This is a genomic window from Kocuria sp. CPCC 204721 (assembly GCF_040980945.1).
GTDB classification, from domain to species: Bacteria; Actinomycetota; Actinomycetes; order Actinomycetales; family Micrococcaceae; genus Kocuria; species Kocuria marina.
Genome location: NZ_JAVKPO010000009.1, coordinates 60,407 through 80,589, shown reverse-complemented (window position 1 = coordinate 80,589; position 20,183 = coordinate 60,407). Strand labels below are relative to the sequence as shown.

At 69.3% G+C, this 20,183-nt stretch carries 19 protein-coding genes and 1 riboswitch; of the genes, 18 read left to right on the top strand and 1 reads right to left on the bottom strand.

Features of this window, described 5'->3' with window-relative positions:
• Positions 1-51 precede the first annotated feature (51 nt).
• From RF637_RS09675 to RF637_RS09625, 11 genes are all read left to right on the top strand, one after another.
• Positions 52-441, top strand: coding sequence for a DUF485 domain-containing protein (locus RF637_RS09675; protein ID WP_368844718.1), 390 nt, complete (start codon positions 52-54; stop codon positions 439-441).
• Positions 438-2,078: a cation acetate symporter gene (locus tag RF637_RS09670; protein WP_368844716.1), complete on the top strand. Its 1,641-nt coding sequence runs from the start codon at positions 438-440 to the stop codon at positions 2,076-2,078. Before RF637_RS09675 ends, RF637_RS09670 begins: the two co-directional genes overlap by 4 nt.
• Positions 2,079-2,239: 161 nt before the next feature.
• Positions 2,240-2,503, top strand: a complete 264-nt coding sequence (locus RF637_RS09665) for a GlsB/YeaQ/YmgE family stress response membrane protein (protein WP_035963529.1) — start codon at positions 2,240-2,242, stop codon at positions 2,501-2,503.
• Positions 2,504-2,665: 162 nt separating this feature from the next.
• Entirely contained in the window at positions 2,666-3,925 is a 1,260-nt protein-coding gene (gene dxr / locus RF637_RS09660) for a 1-deoxy-D-xylulose-5-phosphate reductoisomerase (protein ID WP_167319175.1), read from the top strand.
• A 53-nt stretch (positions 3,926-3,978) separates the two neighbouring features.
• Positions 3,979-4,093: riboswitch (SAM riboswitch) on the top strand.
• Between the two features lie 95 nt (positions 4,094-4,188).
• Positions 4,189-5,073, top strand: a complete 885-nt coding sequence (locus RF637_RS09655) for a MetQ/NlpA family ABC transporter substrate-binding protein (RefSeq protein WP_167318668.1) — start codon at positions 4,189-4,191, stop codon at positions 5,071-5,073.
• Positions 5,070-6,122 carry a methionine ABC transporter ATP-binding protein gene (locus RF637_RS09650; RefSeq protein WP_085106665.1) on the top strand — a complete coding sequence of 351 codons (1,053 nt, stop codon included), beginning with the start codon at positions 5,070-5,072 and terminating at the stop codon, positions 6,120-6,122. Before RF637_RS09655 ends, RF637_RS09650 begins: the two co-directional genes overlap by 4 nt.
• Complete coding sequence (locus RF637_RS09645) at positions 6,122-6,778, top strand: methionine ABC transporter permease (RefSeq protein ID WP_035963525.1); 657 nt, start codon at positions 6,122-6,124, stop codon at positions 6,776-6,778. The genes RF637_RS09650 and RF637_RS09645 overlap by 1 nt, the downstream gene beginning before the upstream one ends.
• A 175-nt stretch (positions 6,779-6,953) precedes the next feature.
• Entirely contained in the window at positions 6,954-8,120 is a 1,167-nt protein-coding gene (gene ispG / locus RF637_RS09640; protein WP_035963522.1) for a flavodoxin-dependent (E)-4-hydroxy-3-methylbut-2-enyl-diphosphate synthase, read from the top strand.
• Positions 8,121-8,158: 38 nt separating this feature from the next.
• The gene (locus tag RF637_RS09635; RefSeq protein ID WP_368844715.1) at positions 8,159-8,977 is read left to right on the top strand and encodes a GNAT family N-acetyltransferase; all 819 of its coding nucleotides are present in this window, start codon (positions 8,159-8,161) and stop codon (positions 8,975-8,977) included.
• Positions 8,978-9,075: 98 nt separating this feature from the next.
• Positions 9,076-10,902, top strand: coding sequence for a proline--tRNA ligase (locus RF637_RS09630; protein WP_368844714.1), 1,827 nt, complete (start codon positions 9,076-9,078; stop codon positions 10,900-10,902).
• A 21-nt stretch (positions 10,903-10,923) separates the two neighbouring features.
• On the top strand, positions 10,924-11,730 hold the full coding sequence (locus RF637_RS09625) for a TSUP family transporter (RefSeq protein WP_085106669.1): 807 nt from the start codon (positions 10,924-10,926) through the stop codon (positions 11,728-11,730).
• 19 nt (positions 11,731-11,749) lie between these two features.
• On the opposite strand, the gene RF637_RS09620 is transcribed toward RF637_RS09625, so the two are convergent.
• Positions 11,750-12,706: a hypothetical protein gene (locus tag RF637_RS09620; RefSeq protein ID WP_368844713.1), complete on the bottom strand. Its 957-nt coding sequence runs from the start codon at positions 12,704-12,706 to the stop codon at positions 11,750-11,752.
• A 96-nt stretch (positions 12,707-12,802) separates the two neighbouring features.
• Here RF637_RS09620 and rimP point away from each other — a divergent pair, with 96 nt between their 5' ends.
• The 7 genes from rimP (at position 12,803) to RF637_RS09585 (ending at position 20,161) form a co-directional block, all read left to right on the top strand.
• A complete protein-coding gene (gene rimP / locus RF637_RS09615) occupies positions 12,803-13,294 on the top strand; it encodes a ribosome maturation factor RimP (RefSeq protein WP_085106671.1) in 492 nt (163 codons plus the stop codon).
• A 145-nt stretch (positions 13,295-13,439) separates the two neighbouring features.
• A complete protein-coding gene (gene nusA, locus RF637_RS09610) occupies positions 13,440-14,417 on the top strand; it encodes a transcription termination factor NusA (RefSeq protein ID WP_064845967.1) in 978 nt (325 codons plus the stop codon).
• Between the two features lie 125 nt (positions 14,418-14,542).
• Entirely contained in the window at positions 14,543-14,875 is a 333-nt protein-coding gene (locus RF637_RS09605; RefSeq protein WP_368844712.1) for a YlxR family protein, read from the top strand.
• 116 nt (positions 14,876-14,991) lie between these two features.
• Complete coding sequence (gene infB / locus RF637_RS09600) at positions 14,992-17,910, top strand: translation initiation factor IF-2 (protein WP_368844711.1); 2,919 nt, start codon at positions 14,992-14,994, stop codon at positions 17,908-17,910.
• 217 nt (positions 17,911-18,127) lie between these two features.
• Complete coding sequence (gene rbfA, locus RF637_RS09595) at positions 18,128-18,583, top strand: 30S ribosome-binding factor RbfA (RefSeq protein WP_098053303.1); 456 nt, start codon at positions 18,128-18,130, stop codon at positions 18,581-18,583.
• A 4-nt stretch (positions 18,584-18,587) separates the two neighbouring features.
• Positions 18,588-19,790, top strand: a complete 1,203-nt coding sequence (truB, locus tag RF637_RS09590; protein ID WP_368844710.1) for a tRNA pseudouridine(55) synthase TruB — start codon at positions 18,588-18,590, stop codon at positions 19,788-19,790.
• Positions 19,790-20,161, top strand: a complete 372-nt coding sequence (locus RF637_RS09585) for a hypothetical protein (RefSeq protein ID WP_035963481.1) — start codon at positions 19,790-19,792, stop codon at positions 20,159-20,161. The genes truB and RF637_RS09585 overlap by 1 nt, the downstream gene beginning before the upstream one ends.
• Positions 20,162-20,183: the final 22 nt, after the last annotated feature.

Below are 20,183 nucleotides of genomic sequence, written 5' to 3'. Positions count from 1 at the left end.
TCATTGGATACACAGTGCGTACTGTGGTGATCATCACACAAGGAGGCACACATGGCGTCCACGCCCCCTGTCGACCCCAACGGTTCCACGGCAACCCAGGGCATCGACTTCCCCGCGGTCCAGCGTTCGCACGAGTTCCAACGGCTGCGCTCGACCCACCGATCCTTCGTCTTCCCCCTGGCCATCGCGTTCCTGGTCTGGTACCTGCTCTACGTGGTCCTCGCCATCTACGCGCCGGGCTTCATGTCCACGCGGGTCGTGGGCAACGTCAACCTGGGTCTGATCCTGGGTCTGTTGCAGTTCGTCACCACATTCGGGATCACTGCCGCGTACGTGAGCTTCGCCAACCGCAAGCTCGATCCGCAGGCCACCGCGTTGCGTGAGGACCTCGAATCCACTTCCGGCCACCGGGACGGCGACCACCAGGAGGCCCGGCCATGATCGCCGTCCCCGCCCTCTCGACACCCGCGGTGCACCTGGCGGAGGCCGCCACGTCCACCGTGGGCAACCCCGCGATCAATATCTCGATCTTCCTGGCGTTTGTGCTCGTGACGCTCGTGGTCGTGATCCGGGCGTCCAAGTCCACCGCCACGGCCGCGGACTACTACGCGGGTGGGCGCTCGTTCTCCGGGACCCAGAACGGTCTGGCCATCGCGGGTGACTACCTCTCCGCGGCGTCGTTCCTGGGCATCGTGGGCGCGATCGCCCTGCAGGGCTACGACGGGTTCCTGTACTCGATCGGCTTCTTCGTCGCGTGGCTCGTGGCCCTGCTACTGATCGCCGAGCCGCTGCGCAACACCGGCAAGTTCACCATGGCGGACGTGCTGTCGTTCCGATTGCGGCAGAGGCCCGTGCGGGTCGCGGCGTCCATCTCAACCCTGGCCGTGACGTTCTTCTACCTCCTGGCGCAAATGGCCGGGGCGGGGGCCCTGGTGTCCCTGCTGCTGGGGATCGGCTCCCGGGCCGGGCAGTCCCTGGTGATCGTGATCGTGGGCGTCATCATGATCGTCTACGTGCTCGTGGGCGGCATGAAGGGCACCACATGGGTGCAAATCATCAAGGCGTGCCTGCTCGTATCCGGCGTGGCCGTGATGACCGTGTGGATCCTGGCCTTGTTCGGGTTCAATTTCTCGACCATGCTCGGCGCGGCCGTGGAGACGAACAACAACCCCGCGATGCTCGATCCCGGGCTGAAGTACGGCGTGAGCGAGATCTCCAAGCTGGACTTCATCTCGCTGGGTCTGGCCCTCGTCCTGGGTGCCGCCGGCCTGCCGCACGTGCTCATGCGCTTCTACACGGTGCCCACCGCCAAGGAGGCCCGCAAGTCCGTGGTTTGGGCGATCACTCTGATCGGCCTGTTCTACCTCTTCACCCTGGTGCTCGGGTTCGGTGCGGCCGCGCTGATCGGTGCGGACCGGATCAAGGGCGCGCCTGGTGGTGTGAACTCGGCGGCTCCGTTGCTCGCGTACGAACTCGGCGGGTCCATCCTCATGGGTCTGATTGCGGCGGTCGCGTTCGCCACGATCCTCGCCGTGGTCGCCGGTCTGGCCATCACGGCCTCCGCGTCATTCGCACACGACATCTACACGTCCGTGATCAAGAAGGGCACCTCGGACCCGCGTCAGGAACTGCGCGTGGCCAAGACCACCGTGGTGGTCATCGGCCTGATCTCGGTCGCCGGCGGCATTGGCGCGCAGGGTCAAAACGTGGCGTTCCTCGTGGCCCTCGCCTTCGCGGTAGCGGCCTCCGCCAACCTGCCCACCATCCTCTACTCGCTCTACTGGAAGCGCTTCACCACGCGCGGCGCGGTATTGTCCATGTACGGCGGGCTGATCATCTCCGTGGTGCTCATTATCTTCTCCCCGGTGATGTCCGGATCGGAGACCTCCATGATCCCCACCGCGGACTTCGCGTTCTACCCGCTGTCCAACCCCGGCATCATCTCGATCCCGGCGTCCTTCCTGCTCGGTTTCCTGGGCTCGCTCAGCGAGCGCCGGCCGGAGGACCCGCGCAAGCAGTCCGAGATGGAAGTGCGTTCCCTCACGGGAGTGGGAGCGGAGAAGGCCGTCTCGCACTGACCCGGTTCACCGCCCCTTGACACGGCCGCCGTGTCCGGTTTCATCCGGACGCGGCGGCCCGTGTAGCGTTGGTGTCTGGTACTACACTGTGAACCAGTTCGCTGACCACGTGCGGTTGCGGAACACCGCAAACGCGCACAACGAGAACCAGAGGTGGAGAAATGGGCATCATTAGCTGGATCATCCTCGGTCTGATCGCCGGCGCGCTCGCCAAGCTGATCCTTCCGGGCAAGCAGGGTGGCGGGATCATCGTCACCATCATCCTCGGCATCGTGGGGGCCTTCCTGGGCGGCTGGCTGGGTAGCTTCATCCCCGGCCTGAGCGACGGGATCAACAGCTTCAGCATCGGCACGATCATCACGTCCGTGATCGGCGCGATCATCGTGCTGCTCATCTACGGCGCCGTCGTCGGCCGCCGTCGCTGAATCACCCGCGGGTCCTGAACGGGACTTCCACACAAAGGCGTCACCTCCGGGTGGCGCCCTTGTCGTATCTCCCGTGTCGTGCGTCCGGAGTCGTGTGCTCGGTGTCGTGCGTGCGGGGTCCGGCGCTCACGCGATACTGGGGTCATGACTTCCTCCACCGGCATGACCCCCGATCTCGACTCCGCCACCCGGCAGGCCCCCCGGCGCCTCGTGATCCTGGGGTCCACGGGATCCATCGGGACGCAGGCGCTCGACGTCGTGTCCGAGGCCGCGGGGCTGCGCCGGCCCGTCTCGGATGCCACCCACGAGCCCTTCGAGGTCGTGGCGCTCGCCGCGGGCGCGGGTCACCTCGAGCTGCTCGCTCAGCAGGCCGTGACGTTCGGCGTCCGTGCGGTGGGCACGAGCGGTACGGCGGACGACGCCGCCCGGTTGCGTGAGCTGATCGCGGACCGGTCACGCGCGGCGTCGTCGGCGGCGCCCGAGGTCCTGTACGGGCCGGACGCTGCAACCCGGATCGCGCAGTGGGAGGGTTCGGACCTCGTGCTGAACGGGATCACCGGGAGCATCGGGCTCGCACCCACCCTGGCGGCGCTGGGAGCGGGTCGGCGGGTGGCGCTCGCGAACAAGGAGTCCCTGATCGCGGGCGGTCCGCTCGTGTTGCGCGCCGCGGCGGACACGGGCCTCGAGGACGCGCTGATCCCCGTGGACTCCGAACACTCGGCGATCGCCCAGGCCCTGCGCTCCGGGACGGCCTCCGAGGTGCGCCGGCTCGTGCTCACGGCGTCCGGCGGACCGTTCCGCGGCATGACGCGCGAGCAGCTCACGCGCGTGACACCCGAACAGGCCCTGCAGCACCCCACGTGGGACATGGGGGTCATGGTCACCACGAACTCCGCGACCATGGTCAACAAGGCACTGGAGGTGCTCGAGGCGAGCCTACTGTTCGACGTCCCCCTGGACCGGATCGACGTCACGGTGCATCCGCAATCGGTCGTGCACTCCATGGTGGAGTTCGTGGACGGATCCACCCTGGCGCAGGCGTCCCCGCCGGACATGCGCCTGCCCATCGCGCTCGGAATCGGCTGGCCCCACCGCGTGACCGGTGCCGCCGCGGGGTGCGACTGGACCCGGGCCGCACAGTGGACGTTCGAACCGCTCGATTCGCAGGTGTTCCCCGCCGTGGAGCTCATGAAGCACGCGGGTTCGCGCGGCGGGACGTGGCCCGCGGTGTTCAACGCCGCCAACGAGCAGGCCGTGCACGCGTTCCACCGCGGGGCGCTCGGCTTCACGCAGATCGTGGACATGGTCGAGCGTGTGCTGGAGGATCACGACGGCGTCACGCGGCCCACCCTTGAGGACGTCCTGGGGGCGGAGGAGTGGGCCCGGGCCCGCGCGGACGAACGTATCGCCGGGATGGCATAGGGCCCTTCCGGCGGTCGTCGGCCCATGGCAGGGCCATGCTAGAATTCCGGGTGGATGACGAGATCCGGCGCGTAGCTCTGGCTGGCCGGACGGCAACCCTCTCCCGTAGCGGGGTGCCCCAGATGACCATCCGGTCGCGGTTGCAACAGATCACGGCAAGTGCGGTTCCCCGGAAATCAGCACGTACCCGTCCCTGTGCCCTCATCCAGGGGGGACTGTTCGCCCCGCGAGTCCCCGTCACAGACCCCTGGAAAGGCATGATCATGCGAACCAAGCGTTTGATTCCCGTCGTGTTGGCCACCACCCTGGGCCTCACCCTCACCGCGTGCGGCGGCGGCTCCGAAAACTCGGACCCGGCCGCGGACGGCAAGATCACCGTCGGGATCGTGGGCTCGACCCCTGTGCAGGAAGCGTTGAAGCAGGTCGCCGCGGACAACGACATCACGGTCGAGTACGTGGACTTCAGTGACTACAGCCAGCCGAACCCCGCTCTGAAGAGCGGTGACATCGACATGAACTGGTTCCAGCACATCGCGTACCTCGCCGATTACAACAACAACGCCGGGGACACCATCACTCCCGTGGGCTCCACGTCCATCTTCCCGCTGGGGCTGTACTCCAAGAGCGTGAAATCCGTGGGTGACTTCAAGCAGGGTGACGAGATCGCCGTGCCGAACGACTCGATCAACCTGTCCCGCGCCCTGAACCTCTTGCACCAGCAGGGTCTCGTGGAGTTCACCAAGGACACGATCGCCCCCACCGAGCAGGACATCGACACCGCCAAGTCCAAGGTCACGGTCCGCCCGGTCTCCGCCGAGCAGACCGTGCTGTCCATGGACTCCGTGGCCGCCTCCGTGGTCAACAACGACTTCCTGGACCGCGCGAACATCGATCCCAAGTCCGCGCTGGCTCAGGACGATCCCACCGCGGACAGCGCCAAGGTGTACGACAACCTCTTCGCCGCGACCGAGGCGAACGCGGACAACGAGACCCTGAAGAAGGTCGCGAGCTTCTACTACGACGACAAGGTCCAGGACGCGGAGAAGACCGAGACCAAGGGCACCGCGGTGCCCACCAAGGTGGATCAGCAGGAGCTCAAGGACTTGCTGGCCCGCTACTCGCAGGACCTCAAGGAGCAGACCAAGTGAGCCCGTCCGCCACGGCGGACACCCTGGTCAGTTTCCGGGACGTGAGCAAGGTCTTCGTCACGGGGTCCAAACGCCGCCCGCGCACCGTGACCGCGGTGGACTCCGTGGACCTGGACATCCGCCGCGGTGAGATCTTCGCGGTGATCGGCTACTCGGGGGCGGGCAAATCCACCCTCGTGCGGCTGATCAACGGCCTGGAACCCATCTCGTCCGGGACGCTCGAGGTCGCCGGTAACCGTGTGGACGGGCGCAGCGAATCCCAGCTGGCGCCCATCCGCCGCAAGATCGGGATGATCTTCCAGCAGTTCAACCTGTTCACGTCACGCACAGTGGCGGGCAACATCGATTACCCGCTCAAGCGTGCCGGGTGGAAGCCCGAGGAACGCAAGGCGCGGGTCGCGGAACTGTTGGAGTTCGTGGGCTTGACCGAGCGCGCCGGGAACTACCCCGAGCAGCTCTCGGGTGGTCAGAAGCAGCGCGTGGGGATCGCCCGCGCGCTCGCGAGCAATCCCGAACTGCTGCTCGCGGACGAGTCCACCTCGGCGTTGGACCCGGAGACCACCCAGGAGGTCCTGGGTCTGCTCAAGCGCGTCAACCGTGAGCTGGGGATCACCATCGTGTTGATCACCCACGAGATGGACGTGGTGCGGGCCACCGCGGACCGCGTGGCCGTGATGGACAGCGGTCGTGTGGTGGAGACCGGGACCACCGCGGAGGTCTTCGCCCACCCGCGGGCGCAGACCACGCGCAAGTTCGTCTCCTCGGTCATGCGCACCGTGCCGCGCGCGGACGAGATCGAGAAGCTGCGCCGGGAACACCCCGGGCGGCTCGTGCTGGTGGACGTCACCGACCAGAACCGGATCGGGGACGTGCTCTCGGACGCCGCCCGTAACGGTGTCAGCTTTAACATCGCCTTCGGGGGGATCTCCATCCTGCAGTCACAGTCCTTCGGAACGCTCACGCTGTCCCTGACCGGTTCGGACGAGTCCGTGGACCGCGCCGTCGAGAGTCTGCGCGCCGTCACCACGGTGCGGGAGGTGAGTGAGTGATGGAGTGGTCTGCTCTGGGCCCGCAGTTGCTGGACGCAACCGGGCAGACGCTGTATATGGTCTCCGTGACCCTCGTGCTGGCCGGGCTCATCGGCCTGGCCGTGGGCATGGGGCTCTACGTGACCCGGCGGGGCAGCATCCTGGAGAACGGTCCACTGTTCACCGCGCTGAACCTCCTGGTGAACTTCGTGCGTCCCATCCCGTTCATCATCCTGCTGGCCGCCCTGGGTCAGGTCACGGAATCGGTCGTGGGCACGCGCCTGGGCCCCAACGCCGCGATCTTCACCATGACCATCGGCGCTACGTTCGCGGTGGCCCGCATCGTGGAGCAGAACCTCATGACGGTGGATCCCGGGGTGATCGAGGCCGCGCGGTCCATGGGGGTCTCACGCTGGAAGATCATCACCACGGTGATCCTGCCGGAGGCGCTCGGCCCGCTCGTGCTGGGGTACACGTTCCTGGTCATCGGCATCACAGACATGTCCGCGATGGCCGGTGCGATCGGTGCCGGCGGTCTGGGTGACTTCGCGTTGCGCCTGGGCTATCAGCGCTTCAACGACCAGGTCACGTGGGCCGCGGTGATCGTGATCATCATCCTGGTCCAGCTCGTGCAGTTCTTCGGCAATTGGCTCGCGCGCAGGATCATGCGCCGCTGACGCTCACGCGCCCCGTACCATGGCGACGCCGCCCCCGGAACATTCCGGGGGCGGCGTCGTGTTCGGCGCATCACGTGCGGCTGTAGCACGTGGGAGGAGTGGGGCACAATGGACAGTGCAACATCGCGGGGCGCGCGTCACGGGCCCCGGACGCCACTTCCTTGGGAGGCAATTCGTGACCTCGGTCAATCTCGGTATGCCCGCCGCGCCCCAACCGGTGCTCTCGCCCCGGCGCAAGACCCGCCAGATCCAGGTGGGTTCGGTGGGTGTGGGGTCGGAGCACCCGATCAGCGTCCAGTCGATGACCACGACCCCCACCACGGACATCAACGCCACGCTGCAGCAGATCGCCGAGCTCAACGCCGCCGGTTGCGACATCGTGCGCGTGGCGTGCCCGTCCCAGGACGACGCCGACGCCCTGCCCATCATCGCCATGAAGTCCCCGATCCCGGTGATCGCGGACATCCACTTCCAGCCCAAGTACGTCTACGCCGCGATCGACGCCGGGTGCGCCGGTGTGCGCGTGAACCCGGGCAACATCCGCAAGTTCGACGACCAGATCGAGGGCATCTCCCGTGCGGCGGAGGCCGCGGGCGTGTCCATCCGGATCGGCGTGAACGCGGGCTCCCTGGACAAGCGCCTGCTGCAGAAGTACGGCAAGGCCACCCCGGAGGCGCTCGTGGAGTCCGCCGTGTGGGAGGCCTCGCTGTTCGAGGAGCACGACTTCCACGACTTCAAGATCTCGGTCAAGCACAACGACCCCGTGACCATGGTGCGCGCCTACCAGTTGCTTGCCGAGCGCGGGGACTGGCCGCTGCACCTGGGTGTCACTGAGGCCGGCCCGGCCCTGCAGGGCACCGTCAAGTCCGCGACCGCCTTCGGCATCCTGCTCGGTCAGGGCATCGGGGACACCATCCGCGTGTCCCTGTCCGCGCCTCCGGTCGAAGAGGTCAAGGTGGGCAATCAGATCCTGCAGTCGCTTGGGCTGCGCCCGCGCAAGCTCGAGATCGTCTCGTGCCCCTCGTGCGGGCGCGCGCAGGTGGACGTCTACAAGCTCGCCGAGGAGGTCAACGAGGGCCTGGCACACCTGACCGTGCCGCTGCGCGTGGCCGTGATGGGCTGCGTCGTCAACGGCCCGGGGGAAGCCCGCGAAGCGGACCTGGGCGTGGCCTCGGGCAACGGTAAGGGCCAGATCTTCGTGCGCGGTGAGGTCATCAAGACCGTTCCCGAGGACCAGATCGTGGAGACCCTGCTCGCCCAGGCCAACGAGATGGCCGAGAGCATGGAATTGGACGAGAACGGCCAGCCGGTCGAGGGCGCGCCGGTCGTGACCGCCGGGTGATCCTGCGCCGCGCCCCGCGGGTGCTCTCACCCGCCGCCGTGAACCAGTCGGCACTGGACCGCCTGCTGGCGCGGCACGCGGTGTCCGGGGTGTTCGTCGCGGCGCACGTGGCCCGGATCCGGGCCGCCCGCGGTCGGCGGCAGCCGCCCGTGATCGGTGTGGCGGACTCCTCCGGCGAGCTCGTGGGCGCGTGCTGGGCGGGAACCAACGTGGTCCCCGTGGTGCTCGACCAGACCGGGACGGACCTCGTCGCGGACGTCCTGGCCCGCGGCGGCCCCCGCTTCGCCTCGTTCTTCGGTCCCGCCGATCCCGTGCTCGGACTGTGGGAACGATTGCGGGACACGTGGCCCGAACCCTTCGACGTCCGTCCCGTGCAACCGCTGCTCGTGATGGACCGTGATCCCGCACCCGAGTTGTTCACGGGGCCCGCCCGCGATGTGCGATGGGCGCAGGACGAGGACTTCCCTCGCGTGCTGCCCGCGGCCGCGGCCATGTTCACCGAGGAAGTGGGGTACTCCCCCTTCACCACCGGGGCGGAGGGTTACCGCCAGCGAGTGCGCTCCCTCGTGCGCGATCGCAGGACCGCGGTGCTCACCGACGAGCACGGTACCGTGATCTTCAAGGCGGACATCGGGTCACTGCACGGGTCCGTGTGCCAGATCCAGGGCGTGTGGGTGGACCCCGAGCACCGGGGGAGGGGACTGGCCGTGCCGTGTATGGCCGCGACCGTGGCGCTCGCCCGGCAGTACGTCCCGACCGTGAGCCTCTACGTGAACTCGTTCAACGCACCCGCCCTGGCCACATACCGCCGAGTGGGTTTCCGGCGGCACGGGGATTTCGCCACGGTCCTCCTGTGAGCCCCCAGGCCAGGCGTGCGCCGGTGCCGCGCAGCGATAGACTCGCGGGGATACCCGCCGCTTCGATCGATCCCTTCACGGGTGGATAGGATCCCTTCATGCCCCTTCGCCTGAGTTCCTTGTTCCTGCGCACGCTGCGCGAAGACCCCGTGGACGCAGACGTGGACAGCCACAAGCTCCTGGTGCGCGCCGGGTACATCCGCCGCGCGGCGCCCGGGATCTACACGTGGTTGCCCCTGGGGCTGAACGTCCTGGGAAAGGTCGAGCGGATCGTGCGCGAGGAGATGAACGCGATCGGCGCCCAGGAGGTGCACTTCCCGGCGCTGTTGCCGCGCGAACCCTACGAGGCCACCAACCGCTGGACCGAGTACGGTGAGAACCTCTTCCGGCTGCAGGACCGCAAGGGCGCGGACTACCTGCTCGCGCCCACGCACGAGGAGATGTTCACGCTGCTCGTGAAGGATCTTTACTCGTCCTACAAGGACCTCCCGGTCTCGCTGTACCAGATCCAGACCAAGTACCGGGACGAAGCCCGCCCCCGCGCGGGTCTGCTGCGCGGGCGGGAGTTCATCATGAAGGACTCCTACTCGTTCGACATCGACGACGCGGGGTTGGACGAGTCCTACGCCAAGCACCGCGCGGCGTACGTGCGGATCTTCGAACGCCTCGGCCTGCCGGTCGTGGCCGTGTCCGCGACCTCGGGGGCCATGGGCGGATCCCGGTCCGAGGAGTTCATGCACCCCTCGTCCGTGGGTGAGGACACCTTCGTGCGCTCGGCTGGAGGCTACGCCGCGAACGTGGAGGCCGTGACGACGGTGGTCCCGGAGCCGATCGACTACGCGGACGCTCCTGCGGCCCAAGTGCACCGCACCCCCGCGAGCCCCACGATCGAGACGCTTGTGGAGCGCTCCAACGAGTTGCACCCCCGCGAAGGCGAGCCGTGGACCGCCGCGGACACGCTCAAGAACGTCGTGCTGTCCGTCTCGTTGCCCGGTGGTAAGCGTCAGCTCGTGGCCCTGGGCGTTCCCGGGGACCGCGACGTGGACCTCAAGCGCGTGGAAGCCGGGATCGGTGAGGCCCTCGGACAGGGCGGTGAACTCGAGGTCGCCGCCGCGACCGAGGACGAGCTGCGTGCCGTGCCCGAACTCGTCAAGGGCTACATCGGTCCGGGTCTGAGCCGCGACGACGCCCTGCTCGGTTCCGAGTCCCGCACGGGCATCCCGTACTTCGTGGACCCTCGCGTGGTGCCGGGCACCTCGTGGATCACCGGCGCGAACGTGGCCGAGACCCACGTCTACCACCTGGTCGCCGAGCGCGACTTCACGTGGGACGGCACCCTCGAGGCTTGCACCGTGCGTGACGGGGACCCCGCACCGGACGGTTCCGGGCCCCTCGAGATCGCGCGTGGCATGGAGATGGGCCACGTCTTCCAGCTCGGGCGCAAGTACGCCGATGCCCTCGGGCTCAGGGTGCTGGACAGCAACGGCAAGCTCGTGACCGTGACCATGGGCTCCTACGGTGTGGGCGTGACCCGCGCGCTCGCGGCCGTGGCGGAGTTCTACCACGACGACAAGGGCCTGTTGTGGCCGCGCGACCTCAGCCCCGCGGACGTCCACGTGGTCGCCACGGGCAAGGGCACGGAGGTGCTCGAGGCCGCGGAGGAGATCGTCGCGCACCTCGAGGACGCCGGGATCAGCGTCCTGTTCGACGACCGTCCCAAGGTCTCCCCGGGTGTGAAGTTCGGCGACGCCGAGCTGCTGGGCGTACCCACCGTGCTCGTGGTGGGCCGCGGGCTCAAGGACGGGATGCTCGAGCTCAAGGACCGCCGCAGCGGGCAGTCCCGGGACATCGCACGCGAGGACGTGGTTGCCGAACTCACCGCCGAACTGCGCGGATCGGACACCCCCGCGGACGACACCCTGTAGTCCCGGCCCGGGTGTTCCGTTATGGACCTGTCCGCCCTCGCGGGATCCGGTCTGGACTCCGCCGCCTCCGGCTTCGTCGTGCTGCTGGTGCTCACCGGTTTCGCCGCGGGGTTCATCGACGCCGTGGTGGGCGGTGGAGGGTTGCTCCAACTGCCCGTGATGCTGCTGATCCCGGGCATCACCCCGGTCCAGGCGCTCGCGACGAACAAGATGGGCTCGGTCTTCGGCACGACCACGTCCGCGGTGACGTTCTACCGTCGCGTCCACCCGGACCTGCGCACCGCGCTGCCCATGGCCGTCGTGGCCCTCGTCGCGTCGGGGGCGGGTGCGGCCGCGGCCGCCGCACTCCCGGCCGCGGTGTTCAAGCCGATCATCGTGCTCGCGCTGATCGCCGTGCTCGTGTTCACGGTGGCCAAGCCATCCATGGGTCAGCTGACCGCGCTGCGACACACCGGCGCGCGGCACTACGGGCTGGCTGTCGCGCTAGGCGCCTTGATCGGTTTCTACGACGGCGTCATGGGCCCGGGAACGGGGTCGTTCCTGATCATCGGGCTCGTATCGTTACTGGGCTACAGCTTCCTCGCGGCGAGCGCGAAGGCCAAGATCGTCAACCTGGCCACGAACATCGGCGCCATCGCGGTCTTCGCCGCGCACGGTTCCGTCCTGTGGGGGCTGGGTCTCGTGCTCGGGCTTAGCAACATGGCCGGGGGTTACATCGGCGCACGCACCGCGGTGGCCCGGGGCAGCGCGTTCATCCGCGTGGTCTTCTTCACGGTGGTCACGGTGTTGATTGCCAAGCTCGGGTGGGACGTCCTCACGGGTCGCTGACCGGCGCGTGCGCCGCGCGTCAGTCCCTCCCCGGTAGGGCGGGCACCGGGTGTTCGGGGTCCAGGTGCTGCGCTGTGACGGCCGTCTCCAGCAGCCCCGTGAGCAGCCAGTCCCGGTCCTCGGGCGACGACGCCCCCACGGCGGACACGAGCGCGGCGCTCGCCTCGCGCAGTGGCCCGCCCACCGCTCGGGTGGGGTCCTCCGCGAAGCCGGCGGGCAGGACGTGACCGCCCGCGACGGGTGCGGGATCGCACGACAACATCGGAGTCACCGCCGGCTCACGCAGCGTGGCATCGAGCGTGTCCGTGACCGCGTCCATGGTGCCCCTCTGTGCGGCGTCGGCCGGGATCCGCGCAGCGGCCGCCTCGGCGGTGAACCGCGCACGGTCCAGGGCCGTGACCGCGGCGAGCTGCGCAGGTTCGCACGACGACGCCGCGTCGTCGTTGGTGTCCTCGCCGTCCCCTTCCTCGGTGGGTACTTTCGATGCCGCGGGGGAACCGGCCCCCGAACCCGCCTCGCTCTCTTCTGTTCGGCGTGCGGTGGGGTCCGCGCCAGCCGGCGGTGGCTCCACCGCCCACCACGACGCCGCGACGCTCGCGGCGGTGGCCGCCAGCTCCCCGTTCGGCGAGGTCCTGGCGACGTCCTCGAGCCGGGCTGCGGCGTCGGCCAGTGAACTCGGCGGGGCCCCGGTACCGCGTGCCTCGAGGTGGCGGGCCTGGGAGGGAGTTGCCGCCGGACCGAACGCGGCCTCCTGATCCGCCAGGACGGCGTCGGGAAGGACCGAGGGATCGGGGTGCAGGCCCGTGCGCACGGAGGCGACGGTCGCGCGCGCGCCGAGGCGTGCGGCGTCGTCGTCGGACAACGAACGCCAATGAGCCCACAAACCCGCGGCGAGCACGAGCACCAGGACCAGGGTGAGCGCCACGGCCAGGACGCGCCAGGCGCTGGCGGGGGGTGCGGGCGGGCGAGAACTCACGAATTCCTCCGGGGGACGGGTCTGTTCCATGATAGGGAGCAGCAGGCAGGACGAACGCGGCGCGGTGACCCCGCGAGCCGCACGAGGAGGACGGACATGACGACAGTGGACGAGACGCGCATCCGCGCGAGCGTGGAACCGGTGGTCGAGGCCGCCGGGCTCTTCCTGGAGCAGTGCGAGTTCACGGGCCAGGGCGGGAACCGGATGCTGCGCGTGCTCGTGGACCTGCCGGACGGTACGGACTCTCTGAGCCTGGATCGCGTGGCGGAGGTGGCGCGGCAGGTCTCCGACGCCCTGGACCGCGACGACCCCGTGCCCGGCCCGCCGTACGAACTCGAGGTGTCCTCGCCGGGGGCCACGCGCGACCTGGAGACGCCGCGGCACTGGCGGCGCAGCGTGGGCCACCTCGTGCGGATCCGGCCCGCGGAGGGGGAGCGCTACTCGGCGCGGCTGCTCGAGGCGCACGAGGACCACGCCGTGGTCCAGCGCTGGCACCAACCCAAGAAGGGAATGCCGGTGAAGTACCTGGACCCCGAGCGCGTGGCCTACGTGGACGTGCGCGGTGCCAAGGTGGAGGTGGAGATCTGACGTCCCCGCGGGATGTACGATAGCCGGAAGAACACGAGACAGACCCATGCAGCAGCGCTCCGCACCCCGCGTGCGGCGCGCTGTTTGGTTCTCGGCCCCGAATACGGTGCGGAACCCCCGCGTGGTGCGAAGGAAGGCCGGACACATGGACATCGACATGAGCACCCTGCGCTTGCTGGAACGCGAGCGCGACATCCCCGTGGACGTGCTGATCCCCACGATCGAACAGGCCCTGCTGCTCGCGTACATGCGCTCGCCGGGGGCCATCAACGGCGCCCGTGCCGAGGTCGATCGTCGCAGTGGACACGTGACCATCTGGGCTCCCGAGCTGGACGAGAACGACGAGCGGGTGGGCGAGTTCGACGACACCCCGTCCGGTTTCGGTCGTATCGCCGCCGCGACCGCGCGCCAGGTCATCCTGCAGAAACTGCGCGACGTCGAGGACGACAACGTCCTGGGTCACTTCAAGGGCCGCGAGGGGGAACTCGTCTCCGGTCAGATCCAGCAGGGCAACAACCCCAAGATGGTCCAGGTGAACCTGGGCACCGTGGAGGGACTGCTGCCGCCGCACGAGCAGGTCCCCGGGGAGCGTTACGAGCACGGTCAGCGGATCCGCGCGTTCGTCGTGGAGGCCAAGCGCGGGTTCAAGGGCCCGTCCATCACGCTGTCCCGCTCCCACCCGGATCTGGTGCGCCGACTGTTCGAGATGGAGGTCCCCGAGATCGCGGACGGTTCCGTGGAGATCGTGACCCTGGCGCGCGAGGCCGGGCACCGCACGAAGATGGCCGTGGCCGCCAAGCGCCCCGGGGCCAACGCCAAGGGCGCGTGCATCGGTGACATGGGTTCGCGCGTGCGCGCGGTGATGAACGAGCTCGGAGACGAGAAGATCGACATCATCGACTACTCGGACGATCCCGCCCGGTTCATCGGCAACGCCCTGTCCCCGGCGCGGGTGTCCCGGGTGAACGTGCTGGACGAGGGTGCCCGTTCCGCGCGCGCCGTCGTCCCGGACGCCCAGCTGTCCCTCGCGATCGGCAAGGAGGGGCAGAACGCCCGCCTGGCCGCGCGGCTCACGGGGTGGCGCATCGACATCGTCCCCGAATCCCGCGCGACGGATCGCTGAACACCCCCAGGATTCGGGGGAATCCCGCGCGGCGCGCTAGACTTTGCTCTGATCAGGTCGACCATCGTCCTTCCGCGCGGTTCCGTGCCGCCTGAAAACCGGACGACGGGTCATGAGGAGCGGGGATGAGCGTCAACAGTCTTCGAACCTGTGTGGGGTGCCGAGAGGTGAGCCCCCCTGATCAACTCGTCCGCGTGACGATGGAGGACACACCGCAGGGCCCCCGGGTCGTGGCGGATCTTCACTGCCGAGCGGGAGGCCGAGGAGCCTGGGTGCACGCCACCCGGCAGTGCGTTGCCACCGCGGTGCGCAAACGGGCGTTCCATCGCTCGTTCCGTACCGCCGTGACCACGGACGACCTCGAGCAACAGCTGCGCGTCCTCCTGCCGGTGCAGGAGGACGAACACCAGGAAAGCGAGTCAAAAGCCCATGGAAAACCGATGAGTGCCGGCCGATGAGTGCCTTCGAGTACTCAACCCGCGGCCACGCGGGACGCACGTGTGCGTCCGGTGGCCACGTCAACGGAAAATAAGCGGTTCGTACCTGTTTCGGTGCGGACCGAGACAGGAGAACAGTGGCCAAGCCCCGTGTCCACGAGCTCGCGAAAGAGCTCGGAATCACGTCCAAGGAAGCTATTTCCAAACTTCAGGAACTCGGCGAATTCGTTCGCGGAGCGTCCTCCACGGTGGAACCGCCCGTGGCCAAGAAGCTGCGTTCGGCGTACCCCGCCGGTGGCGATTCCGCCGCGCAGTCCAAGAACTCCGCCGGGGGCAACTCCGGCAAGCCCGCGCAGCAGGGCGCCAGGAAGCCCGCGGAGAAGTCCTCCGCGCCCAAGCCCGGGGGCAGGGTCCAGTCCAAGCCCGCCGGTTCCGACGCCCCTGCCAAGCCCGCTGCCGGATCCGCCGCGCCGACCCCGGGTGCCCCCAAGGCCCCCGCGAAGTCGGCGTCCGAGCCCCAGGCCTCCGAGACCCCGGTCGCGAAGCCCGCTGCCTCCAAGCCCGCCGCCTCCGACTCGGCCACGCCGCGCAGTGCGGCGACCCCGGGCCCCCGTGCCAACGCCCCCAAGCCCGGTAGTGCCAAGCCGGGTCAGTCCGCACCGCGTCCGGGGAACAACCCGTTCGCGTCCCAGCAGGGCATGGGCCGCGGTTCCGACGGTGGTCAGCGTGCGCCGCGCCCCGGCCAGCAGCGCTCGGCCAAGCCCGGAGCACCGCGTCCCGGTAACAACCCGTTCGCGTCCCAGCAGGGGATGCGTTCGAGCAATGCCGGTCAGGGCGGACCCCGTCCCGGCGGTCCCCGTCCGGGTGGCCCCCGTCCCGCTCAGGCGGGCCAGGGTGGCCCGCGTCCCGGTGCGCCCCGTACGGGTGCACCGCGAACGGGTCAGGGCGGCCCCCGTCCCGGTGGACCCCGCCCCTCGCCGAACATGATGCCCGGTCACACCACGGGTGTGGCCCCGATCGGTAGCCGCCCGGCACCCGGTGGGGGACCCCGCCGCGGTGGTGGCGCCGGCGGCGGTGGTACCGGTGGCGGCGGTGGTTTCCGCGGCCGCGGTGGCCGCGGTGGCACGCAGGGTGCCTTCGGTCGCGGTGGTGCCCGCGGCAAGCACCGCAAGTCGAAGCGGGCGAAGCGCCAGGAGCTCGAGCAGATGAGCGCACCCGCCGTCGGCGGCGTGTCGGTTCCCCACGGCGACGGCAGCACTGTGGTGCGGCTGCGCCGCGGTGCCTCGCTCATGGACTTCGCGGAGAAGATCAACGCGAACCCGGCGTCGCTCGTGACCGTGCTCATCCACCTGGGTGAGATGGCCACGCAGACCCAGTCCCTGGACGAGGACACCTTCCAGCTGCTGGGTGCCGAGCTCGGCTACCAGATCCAGGTGGTCTCCCCGGAGGACGAGGAGCGCGAGCTGCTCGAGTCCTTCGACATCGACCTCGAGGCGGAACTGGAGGCTGAGGGCGAGGACGTCCTGGCACCGCGCCCGCCGGTGGTCACCGTCATGGGTCACGTGGACCACGGTAAGACCCGCTTGCTGGACGCGATCCGTAACACCAAGGTGATCGAGGGTGAGGCCGGCGGCATCACCCAGCACATCGGTGCGTACCAGATCTCCACCGAGGTGGACGGTCAGGAACGGCTCATCACGTTCATCGACACCCCGGGTCACGAGGCGTTCACCGCGATGCGTGCCCGTGGTGCGCAGGTCACGGACATCGCCGTGCTCGTGGTCGCCGCGGACGACGGCGTGATGCCGCAGACCGTCGAGGCGCTCAACCACGCCCAGGCGGCGAACGTGCCGATCGTGGTGGCCGTGAACAAGGTCGACAAGCCGGACGCCAACCCGGAGAAGATCCGCGGTCAGCTCACCGAGTACGGCCTGGTGCCCGAGGAGTACGGCGGCGACACCATGTTCGTGGACGTCTCCGCCCGCGAGAACCTGCACATCGAGGACTTGCTGGACGCCATCGTGCTCACGGCGGACGGCGCTCTGGAACTGCAGGCGAACCCGGACAAGAACGCCCGCGGCGTCGCCATCGAAGCCAACCTGGACAAGGGCCGCGGTGCGGTGTGCACCGTGCTGGTCCAGTCCGGCACGCTCACCGTGGGCGATTCGATCGTGGCCGGTGCCGCGTACGGTCGCGTGCGTGCCATGTTCGACGAGATGGGCCGCACCGTGGAGGCGGCGCTGCCGTCCCGCCCGGTGCAGGTGCTGGGTCTGTCCTCCGTGCCGCGCGCGGGTGACACGTTCCTGGCCACCCAGGAGGAGCGCACCGCGCGTCAGATCGCCGAGAAGCGTGAGGCCGCGGACCGCAATGCCCAACTCGCCAAGCGCCGCAAGCGGATCACGCTCGAGTCCTTCGACGAGGCCGTGGCCGAGGGCAAGATCGACACCCTCAACCTCATCATCAAGGGTGACGTGTCCGGTGCCGTGGAGGCGCTCGAGGACTCGCTGCTCAAGATCGACGTGGGCGAAGAGGTCCAGCTGCGGGTCATCCACCGCGGCGTGGGCGCGATCACCCAGAACGACGTCAACCTGGCCACGGTGGACAACGCCGTGATCATCGGCTTCAACGTCCGTCCCGCCGAGCGCGTGACGGACCTGGCCGAGCGCGAGGGCGTGGAGATGAAGTTCTACTCCGTGATCTACAACGCGATCGACGACGTCGAGAGCGCGCTCAAGGGCATGCTCAAGCCGGAGTACGAGGAGGTGGAGCTCGGTACCGCCGAGATCCGCGAGGTCTTCCGCTCGTCCAAGTGGGGCAACATCGCCGGTGCGTACATCACCAAGGGTGTGGTGCGCCGCAACGGCAAGGCCCGCCTGGTGCGCGACGGCAACGTGGTGCAGGACAACCTCACCATCGATTCGCTGCGCCGGTTCAAGGACGACGCCACCGAGGTGCGCGAGGGTTACGAGTGCGGTATCGGACTCGGTTCCTTCAACGACATCCGCGAGGGCGACCTCATCGAGACCTGGGAGATGCGCGAGAAGCCGCGCGACTGACGGGTCCCCGCGGCCGGTGCACTCACGCGAGCGCACCGGCCGCGACCACGTGACAGCGGGTCCGGGTGCCCGTGTGATTCCCACGAGATCACGCGGGCACCCCGCCCGCACCGCGATCCGTTCCGTGATGGGCGCATCGCACCGGGTGGCGCGTCACGGCGCACCACCCCCGCACAGTGCAACGCCCCGGCGTTGCCCGGACACGAGGAGTACCACCATGGCCGACGCCGCCCGCGCCGCTCGACTGGCCGATCGCATCAAGGTGATCGTGGCCCAGGCGCTCGAACGCAGGATCAAGGACCCCCGGGTGGGTTTCGTGACCGTCACGGACGCGCGGGTCACCAACGACCTGCAGCATGCGACCGTGTACTACACCGTCTACGGGGACGAGACGCAGCGTCAGGAGACCGCGCGGGCCCTGGAGTCCGCCAAGGGCATCCTGCGCTCCGAGGTGGGTAGGAACATCACCGCGCGCCTGACCCCCACGCTCACCTTCGTCGCGGACGAGATCCCCGCGGACGCCGCACGTCTCGAGTCGCTGCTGCGCACCGCGCGTGAGAAGGACGCCCAGGTGGCTGAACAGGCCCAGGGCGCTCAGTACGCCGCGGGGGAGGACGCCTACCGCACGTCCGACGCGGATGACGAAGCCCCCGAGAGCCGGTCGCGGGACTGACCCGGTGACCGATCGCCAGGAAATCCCGAGCCCGGCACCCTCGCTCCCGAGGGTGGCCGGGCTCGTCGTCGTGGACAAACCGCTCGGCTGGACCTCGCACGACGTCGTCTCGCGCATGCGCCGCCTCGCGGGGACCCGCAAGGTGGGTCACGCGGGCACGCTGGACCCCGCGGCGTCGGGCGTGCTGGTCGTGGGGGTCGAGAAGGCCACCAAGCTGCTGACCTACGTCACGGGCACGGACAAAACGTACCGGGCGAGCATCCGCCTGGGTGCCGCGACCGTGACCGACGACGCCGAGGGGGACGTCACGAGCACGGCCGCGCCCGAGCGGCTCGCCGCGCTCACCGATGACGCCGTCCTGGCCGCGGTCGCCGAGCTGACCGGTGAGATCCAGCAGGTCCCGTCCGCGGTCAGCGCGATCAAGGTGGGCGGGCAGCGCTCGTACGCCCGCGTGCGCAAGGGCGAGGACGTGGAGCTGCCCGCGCGACCGGTCACCGTCTACGAGTTCACGGTGCACGGGATCTCCCGCGAGCCGACCGACGCTGAGCCCACCGCGGTGGATGTCGATGCGACCGTGACGTGCTCCTCCGGGACGTACATCCGCGCCCTCGCGCGCGACCTCGGGGAGGCCCTGGGCGTGGGCGGGCACCTCACGGCGCTGCGGCGCACGCGCGTGGGGTCGTTCACGCTCGAGCAGTCGCACACGCTCGACGAGCTCACGGAGCAGGTGCGCGCCGGCGGCACGGTCTCGACGCTGCCGATCGACGACGCCGCGCGCGGACTGTTCCCCGTGCGCGAGCTCACCGCCCGGGAGGCCACGGACCTGTCGCACGGGCGCAGGATCGCCGCGACGCAGGTTCATCCTGGCGGCGCTTCGCAGGTCGACGGCGCCGCGTCTCGTTCCGGGGCAGGCGCCGGTGACACCGCATCCGCCGGCGACGCCGCGGCGTCGGGATCCGAGCCTGCCGGGGGATTCCGGGCGGGGCTGCCCGTCGCATGCTTCGCACCGGACGGGACACTCGTGGCCCTCGCCGAGGACCGCGGCCCCGCCGACCGCCGATACACGACGTCGGTGCTCGGGATCGCGGCGGGGGTGACGTTCACGGCTGCCGCGGCGCCGGATGATACAGGCGTGGAAAAACCCGGGGCGGGTGACCCCGGAGCGGGACAGGACGGAACCAAGCGAACGGAACGGACGCACGACTGATGCTGTGGGGTTATGACGGGTGGTTCTGGGCATCGGTGGTCCTGGGTGCGCTCTCGTGCGTGATCTGCCTCGTGCAGGCCGCGCGCGGACGTGCGCCGGACGACTTCTCCCAGGGTTCCGTGCTCGTGCTCGAGGCGTTCCTGCTGGTCTACGCGGTGGGCTCGGTGTTCCTGCCCGTGCTGGGTCCGGATCCCTCCGGGAGCCTGCTCGAGTACTGGGGCTACTTGCTCACGGCGCTGCTGATCCCCGCGGGGACGTTCGTGTGGTCCCTCGTGGAACGCTCGCGGTGGTCCACCCTCATCCTGGCCGCCGCCGGTCCCGTGGTGGCCGTGATGGTCTACCGCATGAACTTCATCTACTACTACCAGTGACGCCGCAGCGGCCGGGACGGGC

What these genes read in the sequence shown, in the direction of transcription:
- RF637_RS09675 (WP_368844718.1), top strand. Translation starts at nt 52, where the DNA reads ATGGCGTCCACGCCCCCTGTCGACCCCAACGGTTCCACGGCAACCCAG.
- RF637_RS09670 (WP_368844716.1), top strand. Translation starts at nt 438, where the DNA reads ATGATCGCCGTCCCCGCCCTCTCGACACCCGCGGTGCACCTGGCGGAG.
- RF637_RS09665 (WP_035963529.1), top strand. Translation starts at nt 2,240, where the DNA reads ATGGGCATCATTAGCTGGATCATCCTCGGTCTGATCGCCGGCGCGCTC.
- dxr (WP_167319175.1), top strand. Translation starts at nt 2,666, where the DNA reads ATGACCCCCGATCTCGACTCCGCCACCCGGCAGGCCCCCCGGCGCCTC.
- RF637_RS09655 (WP_167318668.1), top strand. Translation starts at nt 4,189, where the DNA reads ATGCGAACCAAGCGTTTGATTCCCGTCGTGTTGGCCACCACCCTGGGC.
- RF637_RS09645 (WP_035963525.1), top strand. Translation starts at nt 6,122, where the DNA reads ATGGAGTGGTCTGCTCTGGGCCCGCAGTTGCTGGACGCAACCGGGCAG.
- RF637_RS09630 (WP_368844714.1), top strand. Translation starts at nt 9,076, where the DNA reads ATGCCCCTTCGCCTGAGTTCCTTGTTCCTGCGCACGCTGCGCGAAGAC.
- RF637_RS09625 (WP_085106669.1), top strand. Translation starts at nt 10,924, where the DNA reads ATGGACCTGTCCGCCCTCGCGGGATCCGGTCTGGACTCCGCCGCCTCC.
- rimP (WP_085106671.1), top strand. Translation starts at nt 12,803, where the DNA reads ATGACGACAGTGGACGAGACGCGCATCCGCGCGAGCGTGGAACCGGTG.
- nusA (WP_064845967.1), top strand. Translation starts at nt 13,440, where the DNA reads ATGGACATCGACATGAGCACCCTGCGCTTGCTGGAACGCGAGCGCGAC.
- RF637_RS09605 (WP_368844712.1), top strand. Translation starts at nt 14,543, where the DNA reads ATGAGCGTCAACAGTCTTCGAACCTGTGTGGGGTGCCGAGAGGTGAGC.
- rbfA (WP_098053303.1), top strand. Translation starts at nt 18,128, where the DNA reads ATGGCCGACGCCGCCCGCGCCGCTCGACTGGCCGATCGCATCAAGGTG.
- RF637_RS09585 (WP_035963481.1), top strand. Translation starts at nt 19,790, where the DNA reads ATGCTGTGGGGTTATGACGGGTGGTTCTGGGCATCGGTGGTCCTGGGT.